Source organism: Streptomyces tirandamycinicus (assembly GCF_003097515.1).
In the GTDB taxonomy this organism is placed as follows: Bacteria; Actinomycetota; Actinomycetes; order Streptomycetales; family Streptomycetaceae; genus Streptomyces; species Streptomyces tirandamycinicus.
In genome coordinates, this window is sequence record NZ_CP029188.1 from 4,793,198 (window position 1) to 4,807,500 (window position 14,303).

General features: G+C 73.5%; 9 protein-coding genes. 3 read left to right on the forward strand and 6 right to left on the reverse strand.

Features of this window, described 5'->3' with window-relative positions:
* Window positions 1-16 precede the first annotated feature (16 nt).
* The 3 genes from DDW44_RS21300 to DDW44_RS21310 all read right to left on the reverse strand — a co-directional run bounded on the left by DDW44_RS21300 (window position 17) and on the right by DDW44_RS21310 (window position 3,529).
* Window positions 17-625 (reverse strand): helix-turn-helix domain-containing protein, encoded by a 609-nt coding sequence (locus DDW44_RS21300; protein ID WP_106430151.1) that lies wholly within the window; start codon window positions 623-625, stop codon window positions 17-19.
* Window positions 626-978: 353 nt separating this feature from the next.
* On the reverse strand, window positions 979-1,671 hold the full coding sequence (locus DDW44_RS21305) for a response regulator (RefSeq protein WP_108908899.1): 693 nt from the start codon (window positions 1,669-1,671) through the stop codon (window positions 979-981).
* 40 nt (window positions 1,672-1,711) lie between these two features.
* On the reverse strand, window positions 1,712-3,529 hold the full coding sequence (locus DDW44_RS21310) for a sensor histidine kinase (protein WP_108907391.1): 1,818 nt from the start codon (window positions 3,527-3,529) through the stop codon (window positions 1,712-1,714).
* Window positions 3,530-3,657: 128 nt separating this feature from the next.
* Between DDW44_RS21310 and DDW44_RS21315 the strand changes: the two genes are divergently transcribed.
* On the forward strand, window positions 3,658-5,037 hold the full coding sequence (locus tag DDW44_RS21315) for a cation:dicarboxylate symporter family transporter (protein WP_108907392.1): 1,380 nt from the start codon (window positions 3,658-3,660) through the stop codon (window positions 5,035-5,037).
* A 448-nt stretch (window positions 5,038-5,485) separates the two neighbouring features.
* Window positions 5,486-5,806 carry a GYD domain-containing protein gene (locus tag DDW44_RS21325; protein WP_108907393.1) on the forward strand — a complete coding sequence of 107 codons (321 nt, stop codon included), beginning with the start codon at window positions 5,486-5,488 and terminating at the stop codon, window positions 5,804-5,806.
* A gap of 162 nt (window positions 5,807-5,968) precedes the next feature.
* Here DDW44_RS21325 and DDW44_RS21330 read toward each other — a convergent pair whose 3' ends face one another.
* Complete coding sequence (locus DDW44_RS21330) at window positions 5,969-7,429, reverse strand: glycoside hydrolase family 16 protein (RefSeq protein WP_108907394.1); 1,461 nt, start codon at window positions 7,427-7,429, stop codon at window positions 5,969-5,971.
* A 736-nt stretch (window positions 7,430-8,165) separates the two neighbouring features.
* On the opposite strand from DDW44_RS21330, the gene DDW44_RS21340 reads away from it, so the two are divergent.
* Window positions 8,166-10,496, forward strand: a complete 2,331-nt coding sequence (locus tag DDW44_RS21340; RefSeq protein ID WP_108907395.1) for a UvrD-helicase domain-containing protein — start codon at window positions 8,166-8,168, stop codon at window positions 10,494-10,496.
* Here the strand turns inward: DDW44_RS21340 and glgB are convergent.
* Together glgB and DDW44_RS21350 are read right to left on the reverse strand one after the other, a co-directional pair.
* Window positions 10,453-12,663: a 1,4-alpha-glucan branching enzyme gene (glgB, locus tag DDW44_RS21345; RefSeq protein WP_108907396.1), complete on the reverse strand. Its 2,211-nt coding sequence runs from the start codon at window positions 12,661-12,663 to the stop codon at window positions 10,453-10,455. The two genes, DDW44_RS21340 and glgB, sit on opposite strands and share 44 nt — an antisense overlap.
* A gap of 79 nt (window positions 12,664-12,742) precedes the next feature.
* Complete coding sequence (locus DDW44_RS21350) at window positions 12,743-14,155, reverse strand: maltokinase N-terminal cap-like domain-containing protein (RefSeq protein ID WP_018891347.1); 1,413 nt, start codon at window positions 14,153-14,155, stop codon at window positions 12,743-12,745.
* Window positions 14,156-14,303 lie beyond the last annotated feature (148 nt).

Genomic DNA, 14,303 nt, shown 5'->3' on the forward strand with positions numbered 1-14,303 from the left:
TGCCGCACCTGCCGCGCTAATCGGAGACGACCGCCCAGAAGTGGTCCGCGATCCGGTCGAGGAAGTCCCTGCCCGACTCCCCCGAGCCGGCCGAGGCGCCCCAGCTGGAGGTGGCCGCCATCCGCGCGTGGTAGTCCGCGTGCAGCCGCTGCAGGGCGTCGTCGAGCCGTCGCCGGGGAAGCGGCAGCAGCTTCGCCACCGGGCGTACGTACGCCTGCCAGCGGGTGGTCGCCGCGCTGCGCAGCAGCTCCGCCAGCTCCTCCCCGCGGCCGGTCGCGGTCAGCAGCTCGCGTGGCGTCAGGGACAGCGCCTCGGCGAGCGCGGCGGTCTGCCGCTCGTTTCCGCGCCAGCGGTCGGCGTTCTCCATGCGCTGGTACGTGGACGGGTCCATGCCCACCCGGCGGGCCAGTTCGTCGGGGCCCAGCGCGCGGGCGATCCGGTACTCGCGCAGGCTCTGGGGGGTGCCGAGCAGCTCGCCGGGCGAGCACCACAGCACTCCGGCGAGCGCGGTCAGTTCCCGGGACTCCGGCGCCTGGAGTCCCCGTTCCCAGGCGACCACGGTGTCCGGGGTGACCGGGAGTCCGTACTGGGCCTGGAGTCCGTAGGCGACATGGCCCGGCGCCATCCCCAGGGCCTCGCGCAGACGGCGGGCGGCAGGAGCGTTGAAAGGCGGGGTGGAGTACACGCGCACACCGTAGGAGCGGAGAGTCACCGCCGCCTACGGTGCGTTTGCACAAGGTGTGATCTCGTAGGAAGGTCCAGCGGGAGGCCGGGGCGGCGCTCTGCCGTTCCGACGGTGGGGGCGGGCGGTCCGCCACGCGCGTCGGGGCGAGCCGCAGCGTACCAACGGGTAGTCGACCGCGTCGATCACCCTCCCGGGTCCAGGAGGCGACCCCGCCCCGCCCGCGACCCCGCCCCGCCCCGCCCGCGCGGCCGCCTCGCCGCCCCGGCCCGTCGGTGCGGGGTGGCGGGTGCCGGTCAGCGGCCGGAGCGGATCCAGCGGTACTGCAGCTCGGGCCGGCCGACCTGACCGTACCGCGGGCTGCGCGCCGCCCGCCCCTCGGTGACGAGATGCTCCAGATAGCGGCGTGCCGTGATGCGGGAGATCCCCACCGCGGCACCGGCCTCGGCCGCGGTGAGCCCGCCGTCCGCGTCCCGCAGGATGCGGGTGACCGCCTCCAGGGTCGGTGCGCTGAGGCCCTTGGGGAGCGCGGCGGGCCCCGGGGTGCGCAGGGTCGCCAGGGCGCGGTCCACCTCGTCCTGCCCGGCGGCCTCGCCCGCGGTGGCGCGGAACTCGGCGTACCGGTCCAGGCGGTCGCGCAGCGTGGCGAAGGTGAACGGCTTCAGGACGTACTGGACGACTCCCAGGGACACCCCCTCACGGACCACGGACAGATCACGGGCGGAGGTTACGGCGATCACGTCGGCCGAGTGCCCCGCGGCCCGCAGGGCGCGCAGCAGGTGCAGTCCGTGGCCGTCCGGCAGATAGAGGTCGAGCAGGATCAGCTCCACGGGTGTGCGCTCCAGCGCCCGGTACGCCTCGGCCCGCGAGTGCGCGATCCCGGCCACGGTGAAGCCGGGTACGCGGCCCACGTACAGCGCGTGAGCGTCGGCGGCCACGGGATCGTCCTCCACGACGAGCACCCTGATCCGGGCGGGAGCGGTGGTCATCTCGCCGGCTCCGTCCCGCGTCTGCCGCAACGGCGTCCGTTCATGTGCCGGCCTCCGAGGTCCGCAGGGGCAGCCGTACGGTGAACTCCGCACCGCCGTAGGGGCTTCGGGCCGCCTCGACCGTGCCCCCGCCCCGGTGTGCGGCCTGCCGCACCAGTGCGAGCCCCAGACCCCGCCCGGGTCCCCTGGTCGACCAGCCCCGTGTGAACACGGCCTCCGCGTCGCCGGGTCCGAACCCCGGTCCCGTGTCCCTGACGCGCAGCACCAGCTCGTCCCGGTCCGCGCGGGCGGTGACCTCGACGCGCGGGCGTGCCACCGCGGCACGGACGTGCGCGGCGGTCGCGGCCCCGGCCCCGCCCCCGGCTCCGGTCGCGGCTCCGGCCCCGGCTTCGGCCCCGGCTTCGGCCCCGGCTTCGGCCCCGCCCCCGGCTCCGGTCGCGCCTCCGGTGCCGGACCCGGTGCCGGACGGTGCGACGGCGCCTGGCGAGGGCTCGGCCGCGGTGCCGGATGGTGCGCCCGGCGTCCGCGACGGCCGTGGCGCGGAGGACGCCTCGACCGCGTTGTCGATCAGGTTGCCGAGGACGGTGACCAGGTCCCGGGCCGGCAGCCAGGGCGGGAGGACGCCGTCGTCGATGCGGCTGTCCTCGGTGAGGACCAGTTCGACGCCGCTCTCGTTGGCCTGCGCCGCCTTGCCGAGGAGCAGGGCCGCCAGGACCGGTTCGCCGACCGCCGTCACCACCCGGTCCGTGAGGACCTGCGCCAGTTCGAGCTCGGCGGTGGCGAACTCGACCGCCTCGTCCACCCGGCCCAGTTCGATGAGCGAGACCACGGTGTGCAGCCGGTTGGCCGCCTCGTGGGCCTGGGCGCGCAGCGCCTGGGTGAATCCGCGCTCGGAGTCCAGCTCACCGGTCAGCGACTGGAGTTCGGTGTGGTCCCGCAGGGTCACCACCGTGCCGCGGCGCTCGCCGCCGACCACCGGCTGGGTGGAGACGACCAGCACCCGGTCGGCCGTGAGGTGCAGTTCGTCGACCCGGGGTTCGCTCCCCAGCAGGGCCCCCGTCAGCCCGGGCGGCAGGCCCAGTTCGCCGGCGCCGCGGCCCACCGCGTCCGGGCCGAGCCCCAGCAGCTCCCGTGCCCCGTCGTTGATCAGGGCGATGCGCCGTTGCCCGTCGAGCATCAGCAGCCCCTCGCGCACCGCGTGCAGTGTGGCCTCGTGGTAGTCGTGCATACGGCTCAGCTCCGCCGCGTTCATCCCGTGGGTGTGCCGCCGCAGCCGGGCGTTGACCAGGTACGTCCCGAGGCCGCCGAGCGCGAGGGCCGCGCCCGCCATCCCCAGCAGGGCGGTGACCTGCCTGCCGAGCTGCTCACTGATCTTGTCGATGGTGATGCCCGCGCTGACCAGCGCGACGGTCCGCCCGGAGCCGTCCCGGACCGGGGCGACCGTCCGCACCGACGGTCCGAGCGTCCCCGTGTAGGTCTCCGAGACCGTGCGTCCCTTCCGCGCCTCGTCGATATGACCCAGATAGACATGTCCTATCTGCCCCGGTTCGGGGTGGGTCCATCGTCTGCCGTCCGGCGTCATGACCACCACGAAGTCGACCCCCGCGTCCTGCCGCAGCCGCTCGGTGTACGGCTGCAGCAGTGCCGTCGGGTCGGCGGACCGGACGGCCGTCACCACCGACGGGTGGTCCGCCACCGCCGTCGCCGTCGCCGTCGTCTGGCGGCGCGCGGTCTCCTCGGCCTGGGTGCGGTCCATGACGTACGAGAAGAGCGCGAAGCCGCCGACGATCGCGGCGACCAGCACGACCTGCATCGCGAAGAGCTGGCCGGCGAGGCTCCGTGGGCGGGGTGTGCGCATGGCCCAAGTCTGCCTGGCCGGTTTCGTGTGAACGAAACGTACGCAACGGTGACCGGGGTCACAGGGTGCTGAATAGTCACGGGCGTCCACCGGGACGTGGACGCACATCAGGCCGAGGAGGAATCCCCGTGGCAACCCCAGCAGCCGCAAGGCGGGACCGCACCCACTATCTGTATCTCGCCGTCATCGGTGCCGTCGTGCTCGGCGTCATCGTGGGCTTCGCCGCCCCCGGCGTCGCCGTCGAACTCAAGCCGATCGGCACGGGGTTCGTGAACCTGATCAAAATGATGATCTCCCCGATCATCTTCTGCACGATCGTGCTCGGCGTCGGTTCGGTCCGCAAGGCCGCCAAGGTCGGTGCCGTCGGAGGTCTGGCCCTCGGGTACTTCCTGGTGATGTCGACGGTCGCGCTGGCCATCGGCCTGGTGGTGGGCAACCTGCTCGACCCGGGCCACGGACTGCAACTGACGGACGCGGCCAGGGCGGCGGGCGGCAAGCAGGCCGAGGGCGCGAGCGCGGGCACCGTGGACTTCCTCCTCGGGGTCATCCCGACCACCCTGGTCTCCGCCTTCACCGAGGGCGAGGTGCTGCAGACCCTGCTCGTGGCGCTGCTCGCGGGGTTCGCCCTGCAGGCCATGGGCCCCGCCGGGGAGCCGATCCTGCGCGGTGTCGGGCACATCCAGAAGCTCGTGTTCCGCATCCTCGCGATGATCATGTGGGCGGCCCCGGTGGGCGCCTTCGGCGCGATCGCCGCCGTGGTCGGCGAGACCGGTGTCGACGCCCTGAAGTCGCTCGCGGTCATCATGATCGGCTTCTATGTCACCTGTGCGCTGTTCGTGGTCGTCGTCCTCGGTCTGCTGCTGCGGGTCGTCGCCGGAGTGAACCTCTTCTCGCTGCTGCGCTACCTGGGCCGTGAGTTCCTGCTGATCCTCTCCACCTCCTCGTCCGAGTCGGCGCTGCCGCGGCTCATCGCGAAGATGGAGCACCTGGGCGTCTCGAAGCCCGTCGTCGGCATCACCGTCCCGACCGGCTACTCCTTCAACCTGGACGGCACCGCGATCTATCTGACGATGGGCTCGCTGTTCGTCGCCGAGGCGATGGGGACCCCGCTCTCGGTCGGCGAGCAGATCTCGCTGCTGATCTTCATGATCATCGCCTCCAAGGGCGCCGCGGGCGTCACCGGCGCGGGCCTCGCGACCCTCGCGGGCGGCCTCCAGTCGCACAAGCCCGCCCTGGTCGACGGTGTCGGCCTGATCGTGGGCATCGACCGCTTCATGAGCGAGGCGCGCGCCCTCACCAACTTCGCGGGCAACGCCGTCGCCACGGTGCTGGTCGGCACCTGGACGAAGGAGATCGACAGTAAGCGCGCCGCCGAGGTGCTCGCGGGACGCCTCCCGTTCGACGAGGAGACCTTTGTCGACGACCACGCCCCGGCCCCGGCCCCGGACTCCGCCGAGGCGCCGGAGCGGCGGGACGAGGACCGCAGGCAGCCGGCCGTCACGGTCTGAGCAGGAGGCCGTGGGTGCAGGCCCGGGGCACGGTCACGCCCTGGGCCTTGCACCTGGGCTCGGCCCTGTGCCCGCTACCTGGGCCCGGGCCCTTTCCACGCCGCTCCGGCACCACCCTCGCCCCGTACCGGAGGCACGGTCACCGTGCCCCTCGAACCGCGCCTGCCCGGCGGCCCCTGGAAGGCCGCACTGACGCTGCAAAGCGGCACCGTGCAGGCATGGGCGCGGGCGGCGGTTCCCCGGATCGGCCCGTGTGCGGCCTGAGCGCCCCCGGCCCGTCGGCCGGCCGGACCGGCGGCGCGGACGCGGCCGACCGGGCAGCCGGCCGGCAGGGACCGGCCTCGTGCCGGCCCTGCGGCCCCGGCACCCCGCGCGGCCCCCTCCGGCTGGCCGGAACCCGGCCGGTATCGGACGGTGGACCCGAGGGTGATCCGACGGGAGAGACAAGATGCCCAAATACCTGGTCCAGGCCAGCTACACCGCACAGGGCACCGAGGGGCTGCTCGCCGAGGGCGGCACGGGCCGCCGGGAGGCCGTGGAGCAGGTCCTCCGTTCCTGCGGCGGCAGCCTGGAGTGGATGTACTTCGCGTTCGGCGAGGACGACCTGTACTGCGTGGTGGACATGCCCGACGCCGTCTCGATGGCCGCCACCTCCATGAAGGTCCGCGCCACGGGGGCGGTCCGGTCCCGGGCCGTGCTCCTGCTCAGCCCCGAGGACATCGACGCGGCCGCGCGGAAGCCGGTCGAGTTCCGCGCACCCGGAGCCTGATCCTCCCCGGCGCACGGACGTGCCGCCGGGATCCGGCGGCACATGCCGTGCACCGTGGCGGCGCGGTCCGGCGGCACGCCCGTGCACCGCGGCGGCGGCACCGTGCCGGACCGCGCCGCCTTCCGCGACTCACCCTCCGCGGATCGGTGCGGCCTCCTCCGCTCAGCCGAAGGGGATGCGGACGAAGGACTGGTTGCCGATGCCCAGGGTGCTGGCGCCGTTGCCGATGGCGTTCCACACCTCGATCCGCACCTTGCCGTTCCTCAGATCGCCGTGTGTGCCGGTGGCGGACCGCAGGCCGCGCGCCTGGGTGTAGTGCTCGTAGCCCGGGACGGGATCGGTGGCGAAGTAGTGGTACGTCTCGGTGCGGTCCCATGTCCCGTCGCCGGTGCGGTCGTAACTCACCCGCACCTGCTGGCCGTTGGCGACGGTCGTACCGGCGTCCACGAAGAGATCGAACTGCGTCGTACCGCCGTTGTACGCGCGGGTGACCGGCCCGGAGGTGAACACCTGCGGGCTGTGCGGGGTGCCGTCGTGGTTCGCGCCGCCCGCGGACGCGAGCCTGACGGAGGACCCGGAACCGGCCGCGTCCCCGGCGGCGCCACCGCCGCGCAGGTACAGCTGCGAGGAGCCGGACGGCGGCGGGTCGGTGGGCGGCGGGGTCGTGCCGCCGCCGCGGGTCCACACGGCGACGTAGTCGACCAGCATCGGGTGACCGGGAACGGTCGCGGCGGTCGGGGTCTTCCCCGCCAGGGCGTCCGGGAAGGCGCCGCCGACGGCGACGTTGAGGAGGATGAAGTAGCCCGCGTGCTCGGTCATGTCGGCCCAGGTGCCGGCGTCCATCTGGCTCTGGTCGACGGTGTGGTAGAGCTGGTCGTCCACGTACCAGCGCAGGGTGTTGGGCGAGGTGGAGCGGTCCCACTCGAAGCGGTAGGTGTGGAACGCCGACTGGCAGCTCGCGCCGGGGCAGGTGCGGCTGGCGCCGAGGCCGCTGGTCTCGTTGCACGGCCCGCCGGGGTTCACCCCGCAGTGGAGCACGCCCCAGACGGAGTTGAGTCCGTTGACGTTCTCCATGATGTCGAACTCGCCGATACCGGGCCAGTTCCAGTAGTTGCCCCGGTACGGTGCGCCGAGCGCCCAGAACGCGGGCCAGTAGCCGAGCGCCGCGTCACCGGTGACGTCGGGCATCCGGATCCGGCCCTCGATGCGCAGGGTGCCGCCGGCCGGGGCCTTGAAGTCGGCCCGGCGGGTCTCGATCCGGGCGGACGTCCAGTTGCCGGCGCCGTCGCGCAGCGGGGTGATGCGCAGATTGCCGCTGCCGTCGAGGCTGAGGTTGTCCGGGCTGTCGGTGTAGTTCTGGATCTCGCCGGTGCCCCAGTTGGCGGGGCCGCCCGGATAGCCGTGGCCGGTGTCGATCTGCCAGTCGGCGGAGGACGGCAGGGAGCGGTCGGGGCCGTTGAAGTCGTCGCTCCACTGCAAATTCCAGCCGGGTGCGGGGGGTACGGCGCCGCTGGCCGGGCTCGCGGGACCGAGGGCCAGGAGTCCGGTGAGGGCGACGGCGAAGGCCGTGAGGACGGTGACGATCGGGGTACGGGAGAGTCTGCTGACGCGGCTCGTGGTCAAGGACGACCTCCGGTGAGGGGGTGGTGCCGGAACTGGTTGAGAGCGCTCTCAGGTTTTGTAGATGGACGCACGGTCGGCGTCAATGCCTTGCGTGCGTTGACTTCCTGAATGCACAAGCCACTTGGGGGAAGGGCTGCCGTATCCGGTGCCGGACGCCGCGTCCCGCCCGGCGGGGCAACTCATGGCGGCGGGGTGGAATGCGGCCTGGCAGGCGACGGTGGGCTTGCCGGCTCGGGTGACCGGGCCCGCGCCCCTGCGTGAGCCGGTTGACGCGGCGCGCGGCGGCGCCGCGTTGCCGGTGTGCCCGGCGTCGAGGGCGGGACGGCCGCGGAACGTCCGAGCGCGTGATCGTCGGCTTCGGCCCGGCCTGACGCCTCTTCGCCGCGCGCCGGGCGCACCGCGGCGCCGAGTGATCCGGCAGCAGCCTCTGCGGGGGATCGCGGCCCCGGCGCGGAGGCCGACGGGAAGATCCTGGGCGCGCCGCGCATCGCGGAGCGGTTCGCCGGCCTGACGAAGGAGGTGCCCGGGCTCAGCAGCGGGCAGGTCGAGGTGCGGGCGGCCGGGCCCTCCGCCGGCGGCCACGTCGTCCCGGCCGACAAAAAACCCGGTCCGCAGTGACGGCCCGGGTATTTCCTCGCGTATATTGAATAGTTCCGTATTGGAGCGGAACCGGAAATGCAAAACGCTCTAATAAACGTACTCTAGCGCGTCAGGAGCTGAATTGTCAACCGAGGAAATGCGGCAGGAACAGCAATTCGTCTCGCTCGCCCATGAGCGGCTCGATCAGCTGCGCGGGGAGGCCGAGGCCGCTGTGCGTGCCACGATGGCGCAGGTCGGCACCGGTCGGCAGGCGCGGATGGAGCGCGATATCGAGGTGGCGGAGCGGTCCGCCTCACTCGCCGCTTTGAACGCCGCCGACTCCGGACTCTGTTTCGGGCGCGTCGACCGGCGCGACGGAGTGACGCATCACATCGGGCGACTCGGATTGCGCGCCGACGACGCCGAGCGCACTCCGCTGCTGATCGACTGGCGGGCGCCCGTCGCGCGCCCGTTCTATCTCGCGACGGGATACGAACCGATGGGGCTGCGCCGGCGCCGGCACATCACCACCGAGGGCCGCACCGTCACCGCGCTGCACGACGAGATCATGGATCTCCGTGACCCGACCCGCACCGGTCACGAGTCGCACGACGCCGACGAGGTGCTCCTCGCCGCCCTCAACAGCGCCCGCACCGGCCGGATGGCGGACATCGTCTCCACGATCCAGGCCGAGCAGGACCGCATCATCCGCGCCCCGCAGCACGGGGTCCTGGTCGTCGAGGGAGGTCCCGGCACCGGCAAGACGGCCGTGGCGCTGCACCGCGCCGCGTACCTGCTGTACGCCCACCGGGAGCAGCTCGCCAAGCGGGCGGTGCTGATCGTCGGGCCCAACCCGGCGTTCCTCGGCTACATCGGCGAGGTGCTGCCCTCGCTGGGCGAGACCGGGGTGCTGCTGTCGACCGTCGGTGAGCTCTACCCCGGTATCCACGCCACCGGCACCGAGGGCCCCGCCGCCGCGGCGGTGAAGGGCCGCCCGGAGATGGCGGCCGTGCTCGCCGAGGCCGTACGGGACCGGCAGCGGGTGCCCGAGAAGGGGGAGCCGATCGTCATCGCGCACGACGACGGCGAGCTGGTCCTCGACTGGGACATCGCCGTGGAGGCGCGGCACAAGGCCCGTGAGACCGGGCTGCCGCACAATCTCGCCCGGCCGTACTTCGCCTTCCGCGTCATCGACGACCTCACCACCCAGCTCGCCGACCGCATCGGCGAGGACCCGTACGGCGGCCCCAACTTCCTCGGCCCCGACGACATCGCCCAGCTCGGCAAGGCCGTCGCCGCCAGCGCCGAGGTGCACTCCGCCATCGCGTCGCTGTGGCCGCCGCTCGACCCGCAGGAGTTCCTCGCCGGCTACCTCGCGGACCCCACGCACCTCGATGACGCCGACGCCGACCTGATCAGGCGCTCCGGTGGGCCGTGGACGCCGGCCGACGTGCCCCTGCTCGACGAGGCGGCGGAACTCCTCGGCGCGGACGACTCCGCCGCCCGGGCCGCCGCCGAGGCCGAGCGGTCCCGCCGGATCGCCTACGCCCAGGGCGTGCTGGACGTCTCGTACGCCTCCCGCACCTACGAGTTCGAGGACAAGGAGGACGTCGACGCCGACGCCTCCGAGGTGCTGGCCGCCCACGACGTCATCGACGCCGAACGCATGGCCGAGCGCCAGGAGGAGGCGGACCACCGCAGCGCCGCCGAGCGCGCCGCCGCCGACCGGACCTGGGCCTTCGGGCACATCATCGTCGACGAGGCGCAGGAGCTGTCGGCCATGGCCTGGCGGCTGCTGATGCGCCGCTGCCCGACCCGCTCGATGACGCTCGTCGGCGACCCGGCGCAGACCGGCGACCCGGCGCGGACCGGCGACCCGGCGCGGACCGGCGACCCGGCGCAGGCAGACGACCCGGGGCAGACCGGCGGTCCCGCGCAGGCCGGGGACCCGGCGGCGCCGTCCGCGCCGGGGTCCGAGGGGGAGGGCGTGGACTTCTGGCAGCGGATCCTCGCCCCCTACGTCGAGGACCGCTGGCGGCTGGCGCGGCTCGGGGTCAACTACCGTACGCCCGCGGAGATCATGGACTACGCCGCAGAGCGGCGCCGGCGCACCGACCCGCACTTCACCCCGCCCCGCTCCATCCGGTCCACCGGCACCGCCCCCTTCGAGCGCACCGCGGACCTGGCCGACGTGGCGGACCTCGCCGCCGCCGAGGTCCCGGAGGAGGGCCGGCTCGCCGTCATCGCGCCGCGCGAGCTGCACGGCGCGCTCACCGGCCTCGGCGGCGACGGGCCGCTCGACCTCTCCCGGCCCGTGGTGCTGCTCGACCCGCGCCAGGCCAAGGGCCTGGAGTTCGACACGGTGCTGGTGGTCGCGCCCGAGCGGATGCCGCCCAACGACCTCTATGTGGCGCTGACCAGGGCCACCCAGCGGCTCGGGGTCGTCACGCCGGCCTCAGCCACACCGTCGCCAGCGGCGGCAGGGTGAGCTGCACGCTGGTGCGGTGGCCGTGGGCGGTGACGGACTCGGGCTTCACCGGGTCGTCGTTGCGGACGTCCCCGCCGCCGTACCGCGCCGCGTCCGTGTTCAGCACCTCGGACCAGGCGGGCACGGAGGGCGGCACACCGAGCCGGTACTCGTGCCGCACCACCGGTGAGAAGTGGGAGACCGCCAGCAGCGGGGCGCCGTCGGCGTCGATACGCAGGAACGCGAAGACGTTGTCGTCGGCGGCCCCGCCGTCCACCCAGGAGAAGCCCTCGGGGACGGTGTCCCGCTGCCACAGCGCCGGAGTGGCCGCGTAGACCCGGTTCAGGTCGCGCACCAGGTCCCGCACCCCGCGGTGGTCGGCCTCGGCCGAGTAGGAGGGGTCGAGCAGCCACCAGTCCGGGCCGTGGCCCTCGGACCACTCGGCGCCCTGGGCGAACTCCTGCCCCATGAAGAGCAGTTGCTTGCCCGGGTGGGCCCACATGAAGCCGAGGTACGCCCGGTGGTTGGCGCGCTGCTGCCACCAGTCCCCGGGCATCTTCGACACCAGGGCGCGCTTGCCGTGCACGACCTCGTCGTGGGAGATCGGCAGCACGTAGTTCTCGCTGTACGCGTACACCATCGAGAAGGTCATCTCGTTGTGGTGGAACCTGCGGTGCACCGGCTCGTGCTCGACGTAGCCGAGCGAGTCGTGCATCCAGCCCATGTTCCACTTCAGGCCGAAGCCGAGCCCGCCGAAGCCCGCCGGGCCCACATGGTGGGTCGCCCGGGTCACGCCGTCCCAGGCGGTGGACTCCTCGGCGATGGTCACCACGCCGGGGCAACGCCGGTAGACGGTGGCGTTCATCTCCTGGAGGAAGGAGACGGCGTCGAGGTTCTCCCGGCCGCCGTGCTCGTTGGGGCTCCATTCGCCGTGCTCGCGGGAGTAGTCGAGGTACAGCATCGAGGCGACCGCGTCGACCCGGAGCCCGTCGATGTGGAACTCCTCGCACCAGTACACGGCGTTGGCGACCAGGAAGTTGCGGACCTCCTTGCGCCCGTAGTCGAACTCCAGGGTGCCCCAGTCGGGGTGGGCCGCACGGGCCGGGTCGGAGTGCTCGTACAGCGGGCGTCCGTCGAACTCGGCGAGCGCCCAGTCGTCCCGGGGGAAGTGCGCAGGGACCCAGTCCATGATCACCCCGATCCCGGCGCGGTGCAGCGCGTCGACCAGGTGGCGGAAGTCGTCCGGGGTGCCCATCCGGGCCGTCGGCGCGTAGAAGCCGGTGACCTGGTAGCCCCACGAGCCGCCGAAGGGGTGCTCGGCCACCGGCATCAGCTCGACATGGGTGAAGCCGAGGTCCTTGACGTAGGCGGGGAGCTGCTCGGCCAGTTGGCGGTACGTCAGGCCCGGTCGCCAGGACGGCAGATGCACCTCGTAGACGGAGAACGGGGCCTCGTGGACCGGGCGGGTGCCGCGCCTCGCCATCCACGCCTCGTCGTGCCACACGTGGTGGGACTCGGCGACGACGGACGCCGTCGCGGGCGGCACCTCGGTCCGGCGCGCCATCGGATCCGCCCGGAGTGTGCGGGAGCCGTCGGGGCGGGTGATCTCGAACTTGTACAGCGCGCCCTCGCCGACGCCGGGCAGGAACAGCTCCCACACCCCGGAGGAGCCCAGCGAGCGCATGGCGCAGGCCGTGCCGTCCCAGTGGTTGAAGTCCCCGACGACCCTGACCCCGCGGGCGTTGGGCGCCCAGACCGTGAAGCGGGTGCCCGTGACGCCCTGGTGCGTCATGGGCCGGGCGCCGAGGGCGTGCCACAGCTCCTCGTGGCGCCCCTCGCCGATCAGATGCAGATCGAGCTCGCCGATGGCGGGGAGGAAGCGGTACGGGTCCGCGAGCTCCAGGGTGGCCTCCTCGTACGCGACCTGGAGGGTGTACTCGGGGATCCTGCGCAGCGGGAGCAGCGCCGAGAAGAAGCCGTCGCCGTCGTCGTGCAGTTCGGCGCGCAGGCCCTTGGCCTGGACCGTCACCGACTCCGCGTACGGCCGCAGCACCCGGAAGGCCACCCCGCCGCGCCCCAGGTGCGCCCCCAGGAGGGAGTGCGGATCGTGGTGCGTGCCGCCGAGCAGCCGTTCCCGGTCGGATTCGTCGAGCGGTGCGGCGGGGCGTACGCCGTTGCGGGGAGTCACGGGGGACGGCCTCCTTGTACTCAGGGGGAAGATCGGGGGCAGGGGCAGGGGCAGGGGCGGTGCGGGGCGGTTGCGGGCGTCAGCCCGCGGGGCCGGCCAGGCGCTGGATGGCGGACATGGGGACCGGCAGCCAGTCCGGCCGGTGGCGGGCTTCGTACACGACCTCGTACACGGCCTTGTCGGTCTCGTAGGCGCGCAGCAGCTCCGCCTCGGCGCGCGGGTCGGAGCCCGAGGCGTCGGCGTAGCCCTCGCAGTACGCGGCCCGGCAGCGCGCCGCCCAGGCCGGGTTCCAGGGGCGGTGCGAGCGGGCCGCGTAGTCGAAGGAGCGCAGTATCCCGGCGATGTCGCGCACCGGGGGCTGCACCCGGCGGCGTTCGTCGAGCGGGCGGGCCGGCTCCCCCTCGAAGTCGATGACCGACCAGCCCCCGTCGGGTGTGCGCAGGGTCTGGCCGAGGTGCAGGTCGCCGTGGATGCGCTGGGCCCTGCCGTCGCCGTCGAAGGTCGCGCCGGCGATGGCGTCGAAGGCGGCGCGCAGCCCGCGGACGTACGGCAGCAGCGCGGGCACCGCCCGCAGTGCCGCGTCCAGCCGCTCGTTCATCGCCGTCGCCAGGTGCTCGGTCTGGGACCGGCTCAGCGAGACGGTGGGCAGCGCTGCGGCGAGCGCGGTGTGCACCTCGGCCGTGGCCCGGCCCAGGGCCTGCGCCTCGCCGATGAAGTCGTCGCCGCCGGCGAGCGCCTTGAGCGCGAGCTGCCAGCCGTCCTGGGAGCCGCGGAGGAAGGGCTGGAGGACGCCGAGGGTGCAGGGCTCGGGGGTGTCCGACTCGAACCAGGCGACGGGCGCGGGCACCCGGTCGCAGCCGGCGCGGGCGAGCGCGAGGGGCAGTTCCAGATCGGGGTTGATGCCCGGGTACACCCGGCGGAAGATCTTGAGGATCAGTGAATCCCCATATACCAGCGAGGAGTTGGACTGCTCGGCGTCGAGCACCCGGGCGCGCAGCCCGCCCGGGACGGGAGCGGCCCGGTCGAAGCGCAGCGGGCCGAACCGGCCGGGTGTGCGCAGCCGCTCCAGCAGCAGCCCCGCCAGCCGGGGGTCGTGCAGTCCCTCGTAGACGGTCCGTCCGGCGAGCGGCCCCTCGGCCACGCGGCCGATCAGCGCCGGGGCGAGATACGGGGGGACCGCGGTGCGCACGCCCAGCAGCAGCTGGTAGCAGTCGCCGCCCGCCCCCGGGTCGCACCGTGCGGACGGTGCCCGCCCGGCGGTGGTCCTGGGGTTCAGGGCCTGGCCGGGCTGCCTGACGCGCAGCAGCAGATGGAGCAGTCCGGGGCCGGCCGCGTCGACCGGCAGCAGTTCGACCGCGGCCACCAGCGCGAAGCCGGTGACCGGGCGCCCCTTTCCCGCGAACCACCGCTGCCTGGGCAGCCACTCGCGCAGCAGGGGCGAGAGCGAAGGCAGCAGGGCGACGGGGGTCCGGGTGGATGCAGCCTCCGACATGGCATCGCGTCCTTTCCCCGGGCACACCACAGGTTGCGAAGAGTGTCCCGGATTGCGGCAAATAATAGCTGTCCGGGCTGTGCGTGGGGGTCCCCCCGCCGCAGGCAGGGGGAGTGTCGGCGGAGGATGGTCCGTACGGACTCGGACC

Bases quoted from the DNA above. Each gene is read 5' to 3' on its own strand.
- DDW44_RS21300 (WP_106430151.1), bottom strand. From the start codon at position 625: ATGGCGCCGGGCCATGTCGCCTACGGACTCCAGGCCCAGTACGGACTC.
- DDW44_RS21305 (WP_108908899.1), bottom strand. From the start codon at position 1,671: ATGACCACCGCTCCCGCCCGGATCAGGGTGCTCGTCGTGGAGGACGAT.
- DDW44_RS21310 (WP_108907391.1), bottom strand. From the start codon at position 3,529: ATGCGCACACCCCGCCCACGGAGCCTCGCCGGCCAGCTCTTCGCGATG.
- DDW44_RS21325 (WP_108907393.1), top strand. From the start codon at position 5,486: ATGCCCAAATACCTGGTCCAGGCCAGCTACACCGCACAGGGCACCGAG.
- DDW44_RS21340 (WP_108907395.1), top strand. From the start codon at position 8,166: ATGCGGCAGGAACAGCAATTCGTCTCGCTCGCCCATGAGCGGCTCGAT.
- DDW44_RS21350 (WP_018891347.1), bottom strand. From the start codon at position 14,155: ATGTCGGAGGCTGCATCCACCCGGACCCCCGTCGCCCTGCTGCCTTCG.